Annotated in this window: 27 protein-coding genes, 1 tRNA gene and 1 pseudogene; 20 read left to right on the top strand and 9 right to left on the bottom strand. The window is 63.6% G+C overall.

The features are described from left to right. Nucleotides 1-34: 34 nt before the first annotated feature. The 10 genes from A4249_RS06960 to A4249_RS06915 all read left to right on the top strand — a co-directional run bounded on the left by A4249_RS06960 (nucleotide 35) and on the right by A4249_RS06915 (nucleotide 5,415). Complete coding sequence (locus tag A4249_RS06960; RefSeq protein WP_066551710.1) at nucleotides 35-1,003, top strand: tyrosine-type recombinase/integrase; 969 nt, start codon at nucleotides 35-37, stop codon at nucleotides 1,001-1,003. A gap of 297 nt (nucleotides 1,004-1,300) precedes the next feature. Continuing rightward, nucleotides 1,301-1,549, top strand: coding sequence for a hypothetical protein (locus tag A4249_RS06950; protein ID WP_156494653.1), 249 nt, complete (start codon nucleotides 1,301-1,303; stop codon nucleotides 1,547-1,549). A 35-nt stretch (nucleotides 1,550-1,584) separates the two neighbouring features. After that, on the top strand, nucleotides 1,585-1,959 hold the full coding sequence (locus tag A4249_RS06945; protein WP_156494652.1) for a hypothetical protein: 375 nt from the start codon (nucleotides 1,585-1,587) through the stop codon (nucleotides 1,957-1,959). A 258-nt stretch (nucleotides 1,960-2,217) separates the two neighbouring features. Continuing rightward, complete coding sequence (locus A4249_RS06940; protein ID WP_066551707.1) at nucleotides 2,218-2,454, top strand: hypothetical protein; 237 nt, start codon at nucleotides 2,218-2,220, stop codon at nucleotides 2,452-2,454. A 67-nt stretch (nucleotides 2,455-2,521) separates the two neighbouring features. Next, nucleotides 2,522-2,698, top strand: a complete 177-nt coding sequence (locus tag A4249_RS16300) for a DUF3606 domain-containing protein (RefSeq protein ID WP_082854094.1) — start codon at nucleotides 2,522-2,524, stop codon at nucleotides 2,696-2,698. Between the two features lie 238 nt (nucleotides 2,699-2,936). Continuing rightward, entirely contained in the window at nucleotides 2,937-3,086 is a 150-nt protein-coding gene (locus A4249_RS16555) for a hypothetical protein (RefSeq protein ID WP_156494651.1), read from the top strand. Between the two features lie 105 nt (nucleotides 3,087-3,191). Further along, on the top strand, nucleotides 3,192-3,845 hold the full coding sequence (locus tag A4249_RS06930; RefSeq protein WP_231868792.1) for an SOS response-associated peptidase family protein: 654 nt from the start codon (nucleotides 3,192-3,194) through the stop codon (nucleotides 3,843-3,845). Then, on the top strand, nucleotides 3,845-4,090 hold the full coding sequence (locus A4249_RS06925; protein ID WP_066551704.1) for a hypothetical protein: 246 nt from the start codon (nucleotides 3,845-3,847) through the stop codon (nucleotides 4,088-4,090). The genes A4249_RS06930 and A4249_RS06925 overlap by 1 nt, the downstream gene beginning before the upstream one ends. A gap of 472 nt (nucleotides 4,091-4,562) precedes the next feature. Then, on the top strand, nucleotides 4,563-4,799 hold the full coding sequence (locus A4249_RS06920) for a hypothetical protein (RefSeq protein WP_066551703.1): 237 nt from the start codon (nucleotides 4,563-4,565) through the stop codon (nucleotides 4,797-4,799). Nucleotides 4,800-4,824: 25 nt separating this feature from the next. After that, nucleotides 4,825-5,415 carry a hypothetical protein gene (locus A4249_RS06915; RefSeq protein WP_156494650.1) on the top strand — a complete coding sequence of 197 codons (591 nt, stop codon included), beginning with the start codon at nucleotides 4,825-4,827 and terminating at the stop codon, nucleotides 5,413-5,415. Between the two features lie 8 nt (nucleotides 5,416-5,423). Here the strand turns inward: A4249_RS06915 and A4249_RS16550 are convergent, their stop codons facing one another. Beyond that, a complete protein-coding gene (locus A4249_RS16550; protein ID WP_156494649.1) occupies nucleotides 5,424-5,726 on the bottom strand; it encodes a hypothetical protein in 303 nt (100 codons plus the stop codon). 252 nt (nucleotides 5,727-5,978) lie between these two features. Beyond that, nucleotides 5,979-6,560, bottom strand: a complete 582-nt coding sequence (locus A4249_RS06905; RefSeq protein ID WP_066551700.1) for a glycoside hydrolase family 19 protein — start codon at nucleotides 6,558-6,560, stop codon at nucleotides 5,979-5,981. Between the two features lie 711 nt (nucleotides 6,561-7,271). Between A4249_RS06905 and A4249_RS06895 the strand changes: the two genes are divergently transcribed. Both A4249_RS06895 and A4249_RS06890 read left to right on the top strand, forming a co-directional pair. Further along, nucleotides 7,272-7,463 carry a hypothetical protein gene (locus A4249_RS06895; protein ID WP_066551698.1) on the top strand — a complete coding sequence of 64 codons (192 nt, stop codon included), beginning with the start codon at nucleotides 7,272-7,274 and terminating at the stop codon, nucleotides 7,461-7,463. Between the two features lie 43 nt (nucleotides 7,464-7,506). Further along, nucleotides 7,507-8,229 carry a sulfotransferase domain-containing protein gene (locus A4249_RS06890; RefSeq protein ID WP_156494648.1) on the top strand — a complete coding sequence of 241 codons (723 nt, stop codon included), beginning with the start codon at nucleotides 7,507-7,509 and terminating at the stop codon, nucleotides 8,227-8,229. 7 nt (nucleotides 8,230-8,236) lie between these two features. Here the strand turns inward: A4249_RS06890 and A4249_RS06885 are convergent, their stop codons facing one another. Beyond that, a complete protein-coding gene (locus A4249_RS06885; RefSeq protein ID WP_066551696.1) occupies nucleotides 8,237-8,752 on the bottom strand; it encodes a hypothetical protein in 516 nt (171 codons plus the stop codon). Then, the gene (locus A4249_RS06880) at nucleotides 8,749-9,090 is read right to left on the bottom strand and encodes a hypothetical protein (protein WP_066550159.1); all 342 of its coding nucleotides are present in this window, start codon (nucleotides 9,088-9,090) and stop codon (nucleotides 8,749-8,751) included. Before A4249_RS06880 ends, A4249_RS06885 begins: the two co-directional genes overlap by 4 nt. Before the next feature lie 187 nt (nucleotides 9,091-9,277). Between A4249_RS06880 and A4249_RS16545 the strand changes: the two genes are divergently transcribed. Beyond that, nucleotides 9,278-9,436: a hypothetical protein gene (locus A4249_RS16545; protein WP_156494647.1), complete on the top strand. Its 159-nt coding sequence runs from the start codon at nucleotides 9,278-9,280 to the stop codon at nucleotides 9,434-9,436. Here A4249_RS16545 and A4249_RS06875 read toward each other — a convergent pair. Genes A4249_RS06875 through A4249_RS06865 form a run of 4 tightly spaced genes read right to left on the bottom strand, consistent with a single transcriptional unit; the run spans nucleotide 9,433 to nucleotide 10,851 of the window. Beyond that, nucleotides 9,433-9,792 (bottom strand): hypothetical protein, encoded by a 360-nt coding sequence (locus tag A4249_RS06875; RefSeq protein ID WP_066551695.1) that lies wholly within the window; start codon nucleotides 9,790-9,792, stop codon nucleotides 9,433-9,435. The two genes, A4249_RS16545 and A4249_RS06875, sit on opposite strands and share 4 nt — an antisense overlap. Before the next feature lie 3 nt (nucleotides 9,793-9,795). Then, nucleotides 9,796-9,936: a hypothetical protein gene (locus A4249_RS16540; RefSeq protein ID WP_156494646.1), complete on the bottom strand. Its 141-nt coding sequence runs from the start codon at nucleotides 9,934-9,936 to the stop codon at nucleotides 9,796-9,798. A 23-nt stretch (nucleotides 9,937-9,959) separates the two neighbouring features. After that, nucleotides 9,960-10,556 (bottom strand): hypothetical protein, encoded by a 597-nt coding sequence (locus tag A4249_RS06870; protein ID WP_066551694.1) that lies wholly within the window; start codon nucleotides 10,554-10,556, stop codon nucleotides 9,960-9,962. Beyond that, nucleotides 10,510-10,851 carry a hypothetical protein gene (locus tag A4249_RS06865; RefSeq protein WP_066551693.1) on the bottom strand — a complete coding sequence of 114 codons (342 nt, stop codon included), beginning with the start codon at nucleotides 10,849-10,851 and terminating at the stop codon, nucleotides 10,510-10,512. Before A4249_RS06865 ends, A4249_RS06870 begins: the two co-directional genes overlap by 47 nt. Before the next feature lie 119 nt (nucleotides 10,852-10,970). Between A4249_RS06865 and A4249_RS06860 the strand changes: the two genes are divergently transcribed. The 5 genes and pseudogenes from A4249_RS06860 to A4249_RS16535 all read left to right on the top strand — a co-directional run bounded on the left by A4249_RS06860 (nucleotide 10,971) and on the right by A4249_RS16535 (nucleotide 12,969). Further along, nucleotides 10,971-11,351 carry a DUF5131 family protein gene (locus A4249_RS06860; RefSeq protein ID WP_231868791.1) on the top strand — a complete coding sequence of 127 codons (381 nt, stop codon included), beginning with the start codon at nucleotides 10,971-10,973 and terminating at the stop codon, nucleotides 11,349-11,351. Further along, nucleotides 11,348-11,647, top strand: coding sequence for a hypothetical protein (locus A4249_RS06855; RefSeq protein WP_066551692.1), 300 nt, complete (start codon nucleotides 11,348-11,350; stop codon nucleotides 11,645-11,647). The genes A4249_RS06860 and A4249_RS06855 overlap by 4 nt, the downstream gene beginning before the upstream one ends. Continuing rightward, nucleotides 11,608-11,751, top strand: a pseudogene (locus tag A4249_RS16905) (DnaB-like helicase C-terminal domain-containing protein); the annotation flags it as partial. The gene A4249_RS06855 and the pseudogene A4249_RS16905, both read left to right, overlap by 40 nt. A 447-nt stretch (nucleotides 11,752-12,198) precedes the next feature. Next, nucleotides 12,199-12,816 (top strand): site-specific integrase, encoded by a 618-nt coding sequence (locus A4249_RS06850; RefSeq protein ID WP_066551691.1) that lies wholly within the window; start codon nucleotides 12,199-12,201, stop codon nucleotides 12,814-12,816. Between the two features lie 77 nt (nucleotides 12,817-12,893). Further along, nucleotides 12,894-12,969 (top strand) — tRNA-Val (locus tag A4249_RS16535). On the opposite strand, the gene A4249_RS06845 is transcribed toward A4249_RS16535, so the two are convergent. After that, on the bottom strand, nucleotides 12,926-13,921 hold the full coding sequence (locus A4249_RS06845) for an ROK family protein (RefSeq protein WP_066551690.1): 996 nt from the start codon (nucleotides 13,919-13,921) through the stop codon (nucleotides 12,926-12,928). The genes A4249_RS16535 and A4249_RS06845 overlap by 44 nt on opposite strands. Before the next feature lie 243 nt (nucleotides 13,922-14,164). Between A4249_RS06845 and A4249_RS16770 the strand changes: the two genes are divergently transcribed. Continuing rightward, a complete protein-coding gene (locus A4249_RS16770; protein WP_165116349.1) occupies nucleotides 14,165-14,305 on the top strand; it encodes a hypothetical protein in 141 nt (46 codons plus the stop codon). Between the two features lie 66 nt (nucleotides 14,306-14,371). Further along, complete coding sequence (locus A4249_RS06840) at nucleotides 14,372-15,742, top strand: class II 3-deoxy-7-phosphoheptulonate synthase (RefSeq protein WP_066551689.1); 1,371 nt, start codon at nucleotides 14,372-14,374, stop codon at nucleotides 15,740-15,742. Nucleotides 15,743-15,778 lie beyond the last annotated feature (36 nt).

The raw sequence follows: 15,778 nt of genomic DNA, 5'->3' as shown, positions 1-15,778 counted from the left end.
GGCCCGAGGCCGCTTCAGAATACGAGGATCGTCAGTGTCAGAGTGGAGGCTCAAGCTCTATCGAGGCAAATACGCCGCCGTCCGCAGCGTCGGAGGGCAGACCGAGCGCTTCTCACTCCGCACGACCGATCTATCAGAGGCAAAGCGGCGCCTAGCCGATCATTCTGCTCAGCCAGCCGGCGAGACCGTTGGCGAGATCGTGGAGGCTTACCTCGCTGACAAGGACAAGACGGCGATCCGGGCTGTCGATCTGCGCGGATCCTGGAAGCAGGCCAAAGGGATGTTCGCGCACCTGAGACCTGATCAGGTCACGCGCGATGTGTGTCGGGCTTATCGCGACGAGCGATATGCGGCCGGGCGCAAGCCAGCGACGGTGCGCAAGGAGCTGGAGGTCGTCAGGGCGGGCCTCAACTTCTTCAAGAAGGGCGCCGCTGCCGTGTTCGAGCTTCCGCCGCAACCGCCCGCAAAGGATCGGTTCCTGGATAAGGCAGAGGCGCGGGCCCTGCTCAGAGCCGCGCGTCGCTTCTCCCACGTCCGAGCCTTCATCGCCCTGTCACTGGCGACGGGAGCGCGCCAAAGCGCCCTGCTGGAGCTGACATGGGATCGCGTGGATTTCCGGCGTCGAACGATATCCTTGGCGCTGAACGATGCCCAGGACGAGCAGCGGAAGAAGCGCGCTACCGTGCCTATGACGGGCCGGGCCTATCGCTATCTCCGCGTGCTTCACGCCGGACGAACCTGCAACCACGTCATCGAGTGGGGAGGGCATAGGGTGCTGTCGATCAAGAAGGGGTTTGCAGCAGCGGCGAAGCGCGCCGGCCTGGAGGGGATCACGCCGCACATCCTGCGCCACACCGCTGCGTCGTGGATGGCCGAAGCTGACGTGCCTATGTTCGACATCAGCAGGTACCTCGGTCACTCCGACACCAGAGTGACCGAGCGCCGCTACGCAAAGCTGTCACCTAGCCATTTGCGGCGAGCGGCCAAAGCCCTCGATTGGTAGTTATTTGCTCTTCGGAACGATTGCACTTGTGGTACAAGATGTTCTTGTCCTGTTCAGGGTTAGATTGCGGAGAATGATCCAGTGACAGCCAATGATCTCGCCTTTTGCGGGGTCGCCAACCTCGTTCACACCGAGGGGGTCACAGGTTCAATCCCTGTCGCGTCCACCATCCTTTTCAAGCACTTAGCTCGAAGCCTTGCCTCTCACTCCCCGCCTGACTTCCCATAAACAGCAGATGTTCTCATTCTGTTCACGGTGAGTTATGGCTTCTTCGTCGGTGGCGCGACGGAGGACATCATGGGCCAGCCCCTATCGACCGAAGAACTGATGCGCCTGGACGCAGAGCTCGCCGCCCGCGTCGTGCGCAATCCGCCGCCGCATCCCAGCCTGCCGGCGACGCCGGGGCCGGGATCGAATGTCGCCTATGTGTCGAAGGAAGAGAATGACCGCATGGTCAGCGCTGCCCTGGCGCTGGGCATGGGTCAGATCGCCAAGATGACGGCGGACGAGGCGCACAGGTTCGCGGCCCGCCTTTCGCGGCGGTGACCGGCGCGCCCTACCTTTCTGGCGTCTCCGGCCGGATGATCGACCTGCCCCATCGCGGCAATCAATTGGTACTTCATTGCAGGGGATGCGATAGGGAGGCCTATATTTCAGGCCGGGAGATCGTCACCCGGTTCACGAAGTGGTTGCCTGCCCAGGTCAGCGAATGGGCTGCGACGCTTCATTGCGGCGCCTGCCAGTCTCGGCACGTCATGGTCTATTCGAAGCGAGACCCCGGCGGCGAAGGCTTCCACGTGTCGACTGCGGAGCCTGGCCAGATCATCTGGGCGCGGCGGCTGAACGCTTGGCTGAATGAGGTCTGCTCGGACATTTGGGAGCATCGCCGCGCCATCACCGGCATGTGTGCCGATGAGGACCTAGAGAAGGCGGGCATCAGGCCGTTTCAAGCCTAGAAGCGACGGGCGGCCCTACCTAGGAGAGTAGGCCGCCCGTCGCACGGAGTGACGCATTTGCCGGGCCGCCACCCCTAGGCCGACTCCGGCTTCACAACCGTGCAGGGCCATCGCAGTTCCCAGTGTCCGAGAGACGACAAAGCCGCCGCCCTGACGAGAGGACGGCGGCCCGGGGTCGAAACTGACCACTCTTCGCAAACGGCCAGACTCCACAATCGCGGAGCGACGTGTCAGGTTCCCAGTCAGGAGGATTGAGCCATGGGAACACGGAAGACCCTGATCAAATCTCAAGCCGGCGTGAAGCTACTGCGCATCGAGCAGCTGGCGCGTCAGCAGGTCGTTCAGTCAACATGGCGTCTCTCAACCCTCCGACAGAACCAGCCCCGCTCTTTCGCAGACGAGGTCGAGGCCGAGGACGCCTTCGACATGGAGGTGATCGCGTCGCTAACCGATCCCGTCATCATCGACATGCAGCGGCGCGGGCTGCTGGACTGACCAAAACCTGACACAGGAACGGCGGGACGGTCGCTGAGTTTTTTCTCGGTCAAAAGGGAGAGAGCTCGTGACGGACGACAAATCCAAAAGCGGCGGGGCGGATCGCCAGCGCATCAGTTTGACCGAAGATTACGAAGTGCGGGATTGGGCAGCCAAGTTTAATGTGAGTGAGGAGCGCTTGCGCCAGGCCGTCGAGAAGGTCGGTAACCAGGCTGACGCGGTCGAGCGGGAGCTGCAGGGCTGATGAAAACCGATCGGGAAGCTGAAGCCGCCCTGCCGCCAGGTGTTGCGAAGGGGCTACGGTTGGACACTACGCCGGAAGAACAGCAGCTCCAAGCGGGCGGCATCGGGCCCGGCGGTCAGGTCGGACCCGACCCCGCGACGCGCCGCCTCCAGGAAGGCCGGACATACGCTACAGAACAAACTGCAGGGCACGAGGGGCCGATCTCGGACGCCCCTGGCACCGCCCAGGGTGACACCTGATGGAAAACTTCCCCTGGGGTTTCGTCATCATCGGCGGACCAGCCATCCTCCTGTGCGTCATCGTTTATGGCTACCTGAGTGGCGCAAAACGCGACCGAGAAATTGATCCCGACACCCCTGGCGATGACCCATCAAAGGGAATGGAATAGACGCCACGGCGTCGTGTACGACTCCACAATCGGCCGCTGCCGTGCCAACTTCGCCCCATGTGCAACCTATATCGCCAGCGCTCCGGTCCTCAGGCGATCATGGACATGGCCCAGGCCATGCGCTCGACGGTCGGCAACCTGGCGCCCGGCGACATCTATCCCGACTATCCCGCGCCAATCGTGCGCTGGGAGGGCGCAGAGCGCATTCTGGCTTCGGCGCGCTGGGGCATGCCGTCGTCCAAGAAGATGATCTTCGACAATGCGACGAAGCGCGCCGACAAGCTGCGCGCTAAGGGCGGCGAGGTGGACTTCCAGAAGATCCTGGAATTCGAGCCCGACAGCGGCACGACCAACGTCCGCAACACCCGCTCCAGCCATTGGCGCCCGCATCTGTCGCCGGGGTCGCGCTGCCTGGTCCCGTTCACCGCGTTCAGCGAACCCGGCCGGGACGCCGCCGGCAAGTACCGGCCCATCTGGTTCAAGTGGGCTGGCGACGAGCCCGAGCCGTTGGCTTTCTTCGCCGGCATCCACCTCCAGGCCCACACGAGCGTCCGCAAGATCAAGACCGGCATGGAGACGAGCGACGTCTTCGCCTTCCTGACGACCGACCCCAACGCCGAGGTCGGCGCGGTTCACCCCAAAGCCATGCCGGTGATCCTGACAGAGCCCGACGAGATCGAGGCTTGGATGACGGCGCCGTGGGACATCGCTAAGGAGCTGCAGCGCCCACTGGATGACGGCGCGTTGGAGTATGTCTGATGGACTGGGAACGCCGCGAAGATGGAGAGCTAGTGCTCTCGGTACTTCAGAACTTCGAACTGGCGACCTTTACGAATGAAGCGCTCGCCGTGAGGCTCGAATTCGCTGACGTCCAAGAACAGCTTCGCGGCGAAATGGCTCTGTCGCACAAGCAACTGATCATGACACCAAGGGCCGCCGCCGCCCTTGGCAAGCTGCTCGTGGAGCAAGCGGCACTGGCGGGCGATGCCGCCGGCGAGGTTTGAATCGTCTGGCTTTGCGGCCAGGGGTGGTGGCCCGGCGCCCTTCGCAAAGGGTGGGGATTCACCGAGCCACCGTGTTCCTACGGAGGGGAACAAGTCCCCGTAGGCTGAACATGACGGCGTGACCCGTGAATTGGAGTTCATGAGGCCGTGATGCGCGGCCAGAATGCCGAAAGGCCGCCACCCCGAAGAATGGCGGCCGCGTCGATTGTTTGCGGCGCTTGCTGTTCGACGTGCTGTCAGTGGCAGTTCGATTTCGCTTCGGCGCTGGACTGCTGCTTCAGGTCGTGTTCATGTCGGATTCGGATAACGTGATCGGGTTGCCGAACTGGCGTTGCCAAAAGTTGGCGATGTCACTATGTTCCCGCGCCGCAAGCGACCGCTTTAGGAACTGTTCCTTAGCGTTTGCCGTTCAACCTGCGCACTGGTTTTAGTGCGTGATTATTGCGCCGCTGGCGCGGAAAGGGAGGTCGTAATGAGTGAAAAGTCTAGGCTTATGCGCAGCCTCTTTGAGCAGCCCGGAAAAGAGCTGCTCAATCTGAAGTTTTTCCGCTTTGATAGTGCGGATAAGCTGACGGAGGATGCTTTCTGCGGCCGGGTCAATAAGATCATTTTCGAAATTGATGCTGGCCTGACCGAGTCCACGGCTACGTTCGGTCGTGAGCCTGCGCAGACTGTAAACGTAAAAGAACTGGCTCAACGCTTCGCTTGAAGCTTGAGTGCGTAGGGGCGGCGATTTGGTAATTCTTGATCACTTCGCCGCCTATACAAACCTGCCTATTAAAATAAGCGACATCGAGGGCTTCATCCTCGATCGCGGGTTTGTCGATGAGATTGCATATTACGTAACCGATGATGATCCAGGTGTGCTCGCTGGCATGCTGTATCACGTGCGAGCGTCGCCTCCCTATCGTCCATATGCTGGCGGGAAAACAATCGCCAACATTGTCTATTCAGAGGAACTGTCCCTGAGTAGCCAGCGGGTGATTGTCGCGAAAGAACTGCTTCACATTTTTGATGCGGATGGTTTTGCGGCCAAAACCCAAGAGCAGGTATCGCGGCTGGTTGGCGAAATATCTCTTCCTGCTGCCGCTAAGGCTGAACTTCAACGTCTGAGCCCAGCAGGCGAAAATGATCATAACGGAATCCTCTTAGGCATTGCCGTTCTATTCCCGCGCGATGCGCGAGACGAGCTCAAGCCTCTGTATGATAAGGGCCTTCTTGGCGACGAGGAGATCGGAAGTTTGGCGGAAATACCGGAAGCGTTTGTCCCCTTGATCATGGGCGATAAATGGGGCGCCGTTCTCGAGGCGATCTGCCCGAACTGACTTGCTGGCTAGCCCGGTCGGGGCGGCGGCGGACAGTCCAGCCCTCGCATCCCCATGGTGTCGAAGAAGCGGCACAGACGCCCAACCTGGGCCGCCAGCCGGTCGCCCCGCGCCTCGATGGCGATGTCGTAGGCGTCGAGCGCGGCCTCCGAATAGATCGCCTCTGGCGCCAGGACCGGCTTCGGCTCAACCGCCAGATCGGCAGGGCTCGGGTAGAAGGCGCTCTGCGGCGCCTTGGTGGCGCAACCGCTCGCAAGCGAGACGGACGCGGCGAGCGCTAGGGACAGCATCAGGGAGCGAGTTGACCGCATCGGAATAATCCTTCTGGCGGGCGTTGATGATGGGGGTTTCGACGGAGGCTTCACGGGCAGCGGTTTCCCGCGCGCCTGACGCTTTAGCCTCGGTCTTCTGTGTCGCGGCGGCCTGCCGGCCCCGTTCGCCCTGTGCGCCCCTGTGAGAGCAGTAGGCGCCGGTCAGGACGAAGGCGGCGATGATGGCGACGATCAGCCAGCCAGTCGGATTGAGTAGGCGGGGAATAGAGCGGAGGAAGGGGAGGGCGGCGATCACAGGATCAGACCCTTGGCCTTCGCCGTCTGGGCCCGCCGATCAGCGAGACCGTTCGTGCCGCCGTTGATGGCGCGGGTCAGGCCTTCCAAGTCGTCGGCGTCGGCTTTGGCGTTCAGCTTGCGGCCGTCCCAATAGACGCAGCCGACTAGCAGGCCGATCGAGGGATAGGCGACCATCTCGGGGCGGCTTTCGAGGTCGATGCCGATCTGGCGACCGACGCGGCGATAGTTGGCCCTGCCGGTGAGCTGGATCGGGCCGCGACCCTTGTAGCGCTTGCCGTCGCCGGTTTGGGTGTTGCCTAGGTCCGCACGGCCTTCATAGGCACCCCCGCTGGCGATTTCTTCCATGTACCGGAAGCCGCCGCTCTCATGCGAGCATTGGCCCATGAAGTGAGCCAAGCGGAGGCCGGTGTCGAGAATGCCGTAGGTGCGGAAGTGGACGTTCGCGGCGAGGCCGAGTTCGGCGGCGATGGCTGGCGCAGCGCCCATCCGTGCGAACAGAGCGGTCAAGGTGCCGGCGCCAACGATCCCATCGACCGGCACGCCAAGGTTCGTCTGCAATCGACGGGCGTCGAGCATGGTCAGTCTCCAGATTGTGGGGTTGCGCGCGTCGGGTGTGCGCGATAGCGTCAGGTTGAGCCTCACGGCTCGCTCTAGCGGGGAGCTAGGGCCGGCGGTTCCGCAAATGCCCCGGCCGATCTTCGCCAGGTTCCCACGAGGCGTCCGCGCGTTTGCCGACGGGCCGTGCCTCAAGTTTTAGGGCTCTAGAATGTCGATGATCGCGATCGCTGTGATGAGCCAATATCTTGGCCATGTTTACGTCCCGCCTCACCCACCTGAGACAACACCCTGTCCTCTTGCTGCGGTCCAAGAGGAACTGCAGCACAACCGGCACTATAACCGGGTGAGTGTCGGCGACGTTTTTATCGAAACGGATCAGGGAAACGTAAGCTGTAGCGAGCAGTACGTCGGAAGCATGTACTGCTCCTTCCCGCGTGCGCGTATCCTGACAGTGCAGCAGGGCGAAAGACCTGTTGTCCGTTACGACATCCCCCGGGGAGCAATGGTGACGTTTGAGTCCCGCGACGGGAGGCACGCTTGCCGTTTGGGTCGCTGGATCAGAACGCACGGCGATACCATCGTCCCAGACCTACCCCAGCGGTGACTGCTTGAGACGCCTGAATGGCTAAGCTAAGTCGCGCTTGACGTTGCTCATGCCCGAACTGCGTCAGGCGGCTTGGCGAGCGAGGACATCATCGGCCGGGCCGCAAAGCTATTTGGGACTTTGAAATGGAAGACGGGACGCTGGAGCGGCGCGCTATGGGCGCGGAACAGCTGATGACGGCGAAGATCACCGAGTTCGCAGCCCATCTAATGGCGGGCGATCGCTCTGCCGCCGAGCGCGCCCGAACCGAGGCCCTTGCGGCGCTGGAAGTCCACTTGGATCTGACGGATCAGCTGATCACGCAGACTTTCGCCTAGCGCTGAAGCGAACCGGGTTCGTCATTCAGTTTGGTCGACACCCATGCCATATGACCGAGGCGCACACCTAACCGCCGCGCTTTCGAAAGCTAAAAGCATGCCCCCGTCAGTCGTCTGTTGCGGAATGAGCCGTTCGGGCTCCACTTGGCTCTACAACGTCGTCCAAGCCTTCCGCCCTGACATGACCGGCCTGTATTGCGAGACCGAGAAAGCGTTGCCAACCTCGTTGAACGGCGTGCTGATTAAATGTCACGGCCCTGACGACGCGATGATTGCGCGAGTTCGGGCCGAAAACATTCCTGTAATCGTAACCGTTCGCGATCCGCGCGATGTCGTGGTCTCGTTCATGGACTGTTTTAACGAGAGTCTCTCGGCGGCGATGGATACTCTGCCTTTATGCGCCGGCCCCATCGTGAAGCTCGCCGATTATGCCGCCCTCGCCCTCCGCTACGAGGACGATTTTCCGCACGACATTCGGTCGGTCGAAGCCGTCGCAAAAATCGTCGGGTCCACATCGGCCGTCAATCCCGATGATGTTCTCGCAAACCTCCACCGCGATAGCGTTCGCGCTGAAGTCGAGCGCTTGGAGAGAGACGTTTTCGACCCTGCCCTAGGGCCGGCCCAGCATGATCCGATCTCGCACTGGCACCCTCGCCACATCGGCGATGCAGCAATAGGCAAACACGCGAGCCGGCTCACTCAACAGCAGCAAGATGAAGTGCTGGAACGCACCCGCGCATACTGCGACTTGTTCGGCTACTCCTAGCTCGGTGTCAGAAGAACAGGCCGTTGATGGCAATGGTAAGAGCCGCCGCCAGGATGAGGACCAGGGCGATCCCAACAATGGTGATCCGCAGACCATGATGCGGCTGATCTGAAATCGGACGATCTAGCAAGCCCGCCGGCGGGAGTTTCATCGCCGCCTCGGCCGCCCAATCTTCGCGGCGGATTAGAGTGAAGAGGCGGATGGCCATGATGCTCCAGGGCGGCGGGCTGCGATCCCGCTGCACGAAGTCCAAGACAATCATGGAGAAGGCCAGCGAGACCAGCGCCCCTACGGGCAGCAGCGGCGACATATGCTCCACCCGAACCAGCCGCCCCGGAAACACCGTCGTTGCCCCCCTGACCATCAGGAAGAGCGCGATCAGGAACACGACCAGGCGTAGGAACCAGTTGCCCGAGATCCGGGTGTGATAGGTCGGCCCCAGCAATCGGAACACGACCGTCATCACTCCACCTGCCGACAGGAACAGCATCCCCGTCAGAACGACCCATGCGTGATGTGTCATGACGACGCCTCCTTGCTTTCCACGGCCGCCCGCAGACCGGCCTTGATTATGCGCCCCACCAGATTGAAGAAGCCGCGCGGATCGTTGGCGGCCATCCAGCCGATCGCTAGCGCCACGACGCGGAAGTCCAGCACCTTGACCAGGGCGACGATCGACGGCGTCGCCGCCTCCGCCGCTACCGGCCCGGCGAAGACGCCGATGCCCAGCGACAGCCAGGCCCGCACCCGCGCCTCGCGCGTCGCGCCCTTAGACCCATAGGCCGGGATCATGCCGAGGCCGCCCGCGATCAGGCCGCCGCACAGGCCCCAGAACAGAGGCAGTTCACGCGGGTCGAACATCCGCCCCTCCAGTAGTCAGGCCGTGGTGGAACAGCCGTTGGGCGGCTTTGATGGAACCGGTCACTTCCGCGAGGCGCTTCCACCCCATGGACATGACCGCGATGCTTTTGGTGCTTCTGATCGCGGCGACAGTTCTGTGCGCGGCGACATTGTCCGTCCGTCGGCGCAATGACCGGGAGACCTGACCGTGAAGCTGATCCTGTTCGCCATTGGCGTCGTAGTTCTTGCAGGCGCGTTCTTCGCCCTTTCCAGCCAAGTCGAAGGCTGGGGTGCGCGCCGCAAGTTTCCCGACAACGATCTCGACGGCGCGCCGGATGAACCGAACGGACCTGCCAAAGACCTCTAGGCTTCGGCGGGTGTGACCGGGGCCGGCTGGGCGTCGTCGGCGGGTGGCGCGGGCTGCAAGGAGACGACGCGGGCCTGAGCCGCTGTCAGCCCACCTTCGAACGATGTAACGATGCGCTGGAGCATTTGTTTCGTTCCCTCAGCCCCCGGTTGGCCCAGCGGACGGACCAGATCGTCGGCGCTGGCCTCCACCGCCGCCTTGAGCAGGGCCAGGAACGCCTGCCCCTTTGTTCCGGTTAGCAAGTCCACGGCGGCCTGCGCAGACGGCAAGCGGGCCGCTTTCGCCAGAGCAGCGGCCTCCGCCATCATGGCCTGAGCCTCAGCTAGCTTTTCGGCGTCGGTTTTCTGGGTCGCCATGATTCAGTCCTCACCACGCGGCTTGGCGGGCGACTGCGGGCCGCGCCGACGTATTGAACTGGACGGCTTGGGCTTGCGGGTCAGGGCAAAGACGGCGACGCCGACAACAGCGACGACGAACAGGACAGCGAGGATCGCATCCATGGCAGGCTCCTTGGGTTGAGGGGTTAGACGTTGTCGGAGAACTCGACGTTGACGTAGACGAGGTCCACGTCGCCGCCCTTGGCCACTAGGCCGACGAACAAGGCGGTCTTGGTTTGCCCGGCCGCCAGTGTCGTGTTGAACACGGGCGTGAAGCCGGTCGAGGGGTAGTTGATCGTCGTGTCGCCCGAGACCCGGGACCAGGTGCAGGTCGCGCCCGACGTTCCCGTGTAGCAGGTGACAATCACGTCGTTCAGGGCGGTGCTGATCGACCCGGCGCCGGTGCGCGACCGGCTGATCTGCGTCGGCGTCACCTTGGCCCAGAACGAGGGCAAGGGCGTCGGCCCGTATGCACCGACCTGATCGACCCAGAACCCGGCGTTGGCCTTGGTCATGGAGCCGAGGGCGATGCTGCTGGGGCCAGTCCACTCGACAAGATTGTCAGGGCCGAACGGCGCGCCCCAGGCCATCACCTTGCGGGCGGCGCCGGACTGAAGCGACAGCAGATCGGCGGTCAGGCCTGAGAGCAGCTTCTCCGTCGCTAGGCGCTCGTCTTGGATTTCGCGGAATGCGTTGTCAGTCAGCAGCCGGTCTTCGAGGGCGGGGCGACGGCGGCGCGACACCGAAGGCGGCTACCGCGTTGGCGTCGATCGGGTTGGCGTAATCCGGGAGGCTGTTGCCGGCGCGAATGTCAGCGGCGGCTCGGAACGTCCTTCCAGAGACCACAGACCCGACCGTGCTCCCGATGGCGCGGAGGGGGCCCATGATGCCGCCTTCCTTGATGCCTGTGGTGACGCCGTCGCCGTACATGGCGTCGACACGCGTCTTCCAGGTTTGAGCGCGCTCGATGAAAGCGTTCAGGCCCCGCAGCGCGTCGGCGATATAGCTGGTGAAGGTCAGCGAGCCGATCCGGTCCACTACTTCGTCAAGCGCCGCTTCGACATCTTTGAAGCCGCGGAGGTCTTCGGGTGTGAGCCGAAGGGCGCCGAATGCCTTCTGGCGCTGATCTGCCGCTCAACGTCGCTATCGGCGCTACGATGGCGAACCAGGAAGAATACGACCGCGACCGCATGAAGCTTGTTGCGGTGAAGCGCGACCGCAATCCGCTGTTCACCTTCGCCAGTTTCGAGCCACTGCTGGGTCCGATCATCCTCGACTGCAACGCACCTGACCAGATCATCGTCGGCGGCGAGAGCGGCCGTGACGCCAGACCGATGAACCCGGAATGGGCGCGTTCGCTGCATCGGCAATCGGTCGAGCTGGGCCGCGTCTTTAACTTCAAACAAATGGGTGGTCGCGGCTCCGATAAGGGCGGTCACACGCTCGACGGCGTCACCTACTTCAACCGGCCCGCCATTTCCCGCGCCACCGGAGAAGACAGCCCCGCAAACAGCCAGCCCCAGGAGCATCGCCCGTGACCGCGACGCAAGCCCCCACACCCGGCCCGCTTGACATGGACGCTGCAGTCAGGGCGCTACACGAAGCCCTTGGCGGTAACGGCTGGGCCTATTCCAATTATGGCGGCGACGAACTGAACAGTGAACGCCCCGAACTTGAGGCGGGTGTTCGCGCCGTTTTAAGCCTCGCCCCCACCGCTCCGGTCGAAGCGAGCGGGTCGGAGCGGGAGGCCATGAAAGAGGCCCTGGCAGAACTGAAACGCATTCCCGCGCCCCTAGAGCCCGCCGACACAAGCGCCAGCACGGTCTGGACCTGATCGTCGTCGATTACCTCCAGCTGGTCACCACGGATGGCGCCAAGGGCAACGGACGGGTCCAAGAGGTCACGGCAATCACCGGCGGCCTAAAGGCGCTGGCCAGGGGCCGCGACCTGGGCGCCCAGCTGGTCCGCGAGGGGCTAGCCATCAGCGAGACGAACTTTGGAGATCCATACCGGCGCGAAGAGAACGGAGCCCGGAGAGAGCGCAGGGGAGTGTGGAGATGAGCGCGAACCTCAAATGCCGCACTGCTGACCGGCCGGCGCCGGAAGACTGGACCGACGAAGATCCGATGACCCTGGTCGAGTTTGCGTCCGTTTTTGGCGCAGTGCTCCCTATAACGGTCTCGGCCATGCGGACGGAGATCGCCCGCGGGCGCTTGACGGCTTCCCGCGTTGGGGGCTCCTACTTCGTCACCCCCGCCGCAGTGAAAGCCCTCTTTCGATGCCCCGTCAGTCCAAAGGCCCGCGCCTCTACCTCCGCAAAGGCCGGATCGACAACCGGACGGGCCAGCAGCTCCCCGACCGTTGGTTCACCTGACACGCCGGCCGATGGTCGTCCTCCCTGAAAAGGCGGAAAGCAACCGGGACGCCCTCACGCGATCACAGGCGGCCGCCCTTCTGCGCGCGACCATGCAAAGGGGCGATTCCTCATCCGGCCGGGAGAACCGGGCGCACCTTCGTCGCTTCATTCTGATCGGGCTCTACACCGGCACCCGCTCGACAGCGATCAAGCGTCTGTCGTGGCTGGAAAGCCTGAATAACCCCTGGGTAGATCTGGAGCGCGGCATCATCTATCGGCGCGGCCGGAATGAAAGTGTCGCTGCGAACAAGAAGCGCCCCCTGGTGAAGCTGCCGCCCCGGCTTCTGGCGCACCTCCGACGCTGGCGCCGCATCGACGAGAAGAAGGGCTTGGCCATCGTCATCCACCATGGCGGGGAGCAGATCGGATCGGTGCGGACAGGGTTCGCCGCATGTGCCAAGGCGGCCGGCCTTTCGGGCGTTACGCCGCACTGGCTCCGACACACGGCGGCGACCTGGCTGATGGAACAGAACGTCGATGGCTGGGAAGCAGCGGGCTATCTGGGCATGACGACGGCGACCCTCGAAAGCCATTACGGACACCACAGGCCCGATCACCAATCGGCGGCGCGGCGGGCGATGCGCTGATGCTCCCCATTTACTTCCCGCAAATGGTCGAAAACACCGTGAACGAAACCGGAAAGTAGCGAAGGCCCAATCCAAGCGGAAAGGGCATTTCGGGCGGAACACGCTTCGTTCACACCGAGGGGGTCACAGGTTCAATCCCTGTCGCGTCCACCATCTCCAATCCAATATGATCCTGGCCTTGCGTCGCCCAGTCCTTGGGCCACTCGCCCGTGACAGAACGGTAGGCGAGGGCCAATGCGCCGATCAGTCCGGCGGACACGCCCGCAGTCGGCGCCGCGATATAGGTCTTCATATCCAGACCCCGCAGGCTCGCGTCATAGCCGCCAAGCTGTCTCACCAGAGCCTGTCTGACCAGATCGTACATGTGCGGCTGCATCACGCCGCCGCCGATGATGATTCGCTCCGGCCGCAGCGTGTAGGTCAGGTTGGTGCACAGACCGGCGATATACTCCGCCGCCATCGGCCAGGCCGGATGATCTTGAGAAAAAGTCTCCGCTGCCGCGCCCCAGCGCGTTTGTAGCGCCGGCCCGCTCGCCAAGCCTTCCAGGCAGTCGCCGTGGAAGGGACAGACGCCCGAGAACGTCTCGTCGTCCTTGGCGCGGGGCAGCCGGATGTGACCGGCTTCGGGATGGTTCGCCCCGCCATGCGGCGCGCCGTCGATCATCACCCCGACCCCCACGCCCGTGCCGACCGTGACGTAGCAGAAGCTCTCCAGTCCTTGCCCGCTGCCGAACAGGCGTTCGCCCACGGCCGCGCCGTTCACATCGGTGTCCAGCGTCATTGGGACATCGAGGAAACGGCCCAGACGGGCCAACAGGTTGACGCCGCTCCACCCGAGCTTGGGCGTGCTGGTGATGGCGCCGAAGTCCGGCGCGTCGGATTTCAGGGACAAAGGGCCGAAGCTGACGATCGCCAGCGCAGAAAGCCGGCCGTGCCTCGACTGGGCGTCGACGAAGAAGGCCGCAACCGCATCCAGCGTCTCGTCGGGCGACGTCGTCGAGATACGGATCTGGTCGATGATCACGCCGTCGGCGGCGGCGACGCCGCAGATGAACTTGGTGCCGCCGGCTTCGACACCGCCGATGAGGATGGATTGGGTCGACATGGGCGCCTGCCTTTCGGGTGCGACGAAGGTTCGCGGGACTGAACATCGAATAGGGCCAAGCGTTCAGACCCTATGACCCTTCTAGCCCGCCTGTTCATCGCCTTCGACGCCGCCGCCAAGATTTTGACGCGCAAGGAGAGACTGTTGTGAGCCGCTTTTGCAGGGTGCGGGATTTGGCGATTGCGTCCGGCCCAATGCATCGCCACCTTCACCGCAAGATCAAGATATGAGACGAGGACGCCGATGGCTCGCAAACCCAACTACAGCTTTGAGCGTCAGGAACGCGAGCGCGCCGCAGCGCTGAAGGCGGCCGAGAAGGCGGCGGCGAAGGCTGAACGCAAGGCCGAAGCTGCGGCGGAAAAGTCGCCTTCTTCGGAAGACTGACATTTCGCGGCAAAATCCGCCTGGCTTTTCGTTGTTTGAATAGGCGCGAAGTCCTATTCTTGCGCGATGACACGCTGGACCCCCGAAAGCTGGAGAACCAAGACCGCCCTGCATATGCCGGCGGACTATCCGGATCCTGCCGCCCTCGCGCGGGTGGAAGACGAGCTGCGCGCCTTGCCGCCGCTGGTCTTCGCCGGCGAAGCGCGGCGCCTGACGTCGAAGCTGGCCCAGGTCGAGCGGGGCGACGCCTTCCTCCTGCAGGGCGGCGACTGCGCCGAGAGCTTCAAGGAGTTCTCGACCGACAATATCCGCGACACCTTCCGCCTGATCCTTCAGATGGCGGTCGTCTTGACCTTCGCCGGACGCAAGCCGGTGGTGAAGGTGGGGCGGATCGCGGGCCAGTTCGCCAAGCCCCGCTCGTCGCCGCTGGAGGAGATCGACGGCGTCGAACTGCCCAGCTATCGCGGCGACATCATCAACGGCATGGGCTTCACAGCCGAGGAGCGCGCGCCCGATCCGCAGCGTCTGATCCGCGCCTATAACCAGTCGGCCTCGACGCTGAATCTGCTGCGCGCCTTCGCCGGCGGAGGCTATGCCGATTTGTACAACATCCACCGCTGGACCCTGGGCTTTGCCGGAGACAACGCCGCCGGCGCCCAGTACCGCGAGCTGGCCGACAAGATCACCGAGGCCCTAGCCTTTATGGAGGCGGTCGGCGTCACGCCCGAGACGCATCCGGACCTCAGCCGGGTCGAGGTCTTCACCAGCCACGAGGCCCTGCTGCTGAACGTCGAAAGCGCCCTGACGCGTCTGGACGGCGGTTCGGGCGAATGGTTCGACACCTCGGCCCACATGCTGTGGATCGGCGAGCGCACGCGTCAGCTGGACGGCGCCCACGTCGAGTTCATGAAGGGGATCAAGAACCCCATCGGCGTGAAGTGCGGGCCGACCATGACCGCCGACGACCTGCTTCCGCTGATCGACGCCCTCAACCCAGACAATGTCTCGGGCCGTCTGACGCTGATCGGACGCTTCGGTCACGATAAGGTCGGCGAGCGCCTGCCCAAGCTGATGCGCGAAGTGAAGGCCTCGGGCCGCAAGGTGATCTGGTCCATCGACCCGATGCACGGCAACACGCTGAAGGCCGGCAACGGCTACAAGACCCGGCCGTTCGACCGCATCTTGGGCGAAGTCCGGACCTTCATCGATGTGGCCGAGGCCGAAGGGGTCCACCCCGGCGGCGTCCACCTGGAAATGACCGGCCAGAACGTCACCGAATGCATCGGCGGCGCCCAGGCGGTGACCGAGGACGATCTGTCCAATCGCTACCACACCCACTGCGATCCGCGCCTGAACGCGGACCAGGCGCTGGAGCTGGCCTTCCTGGTCGCGGAGCGGCTGAAGGCCGGGCGGGTGGCGCAGTCGGCGGCGGCCTAGCCGTCGTCAGCGCCCCAAATGCGGGCCGATCCGGTC

The organism is Brevundimonas sp. GW460-12-10-14-LB2 (assembly GCF_001636925.1).
Lineage (GTDB): Bacteria > Pseudomonadota > Alphaproteobacteria > Caulobacterales > Caulobacteraceae > Brevundimonas > Brevundimonas vesicularis.
Note: the sequence above shows the minus strand (reverse complement) of the source record. Positions and strands in the feature narration are given on the sequence as shown.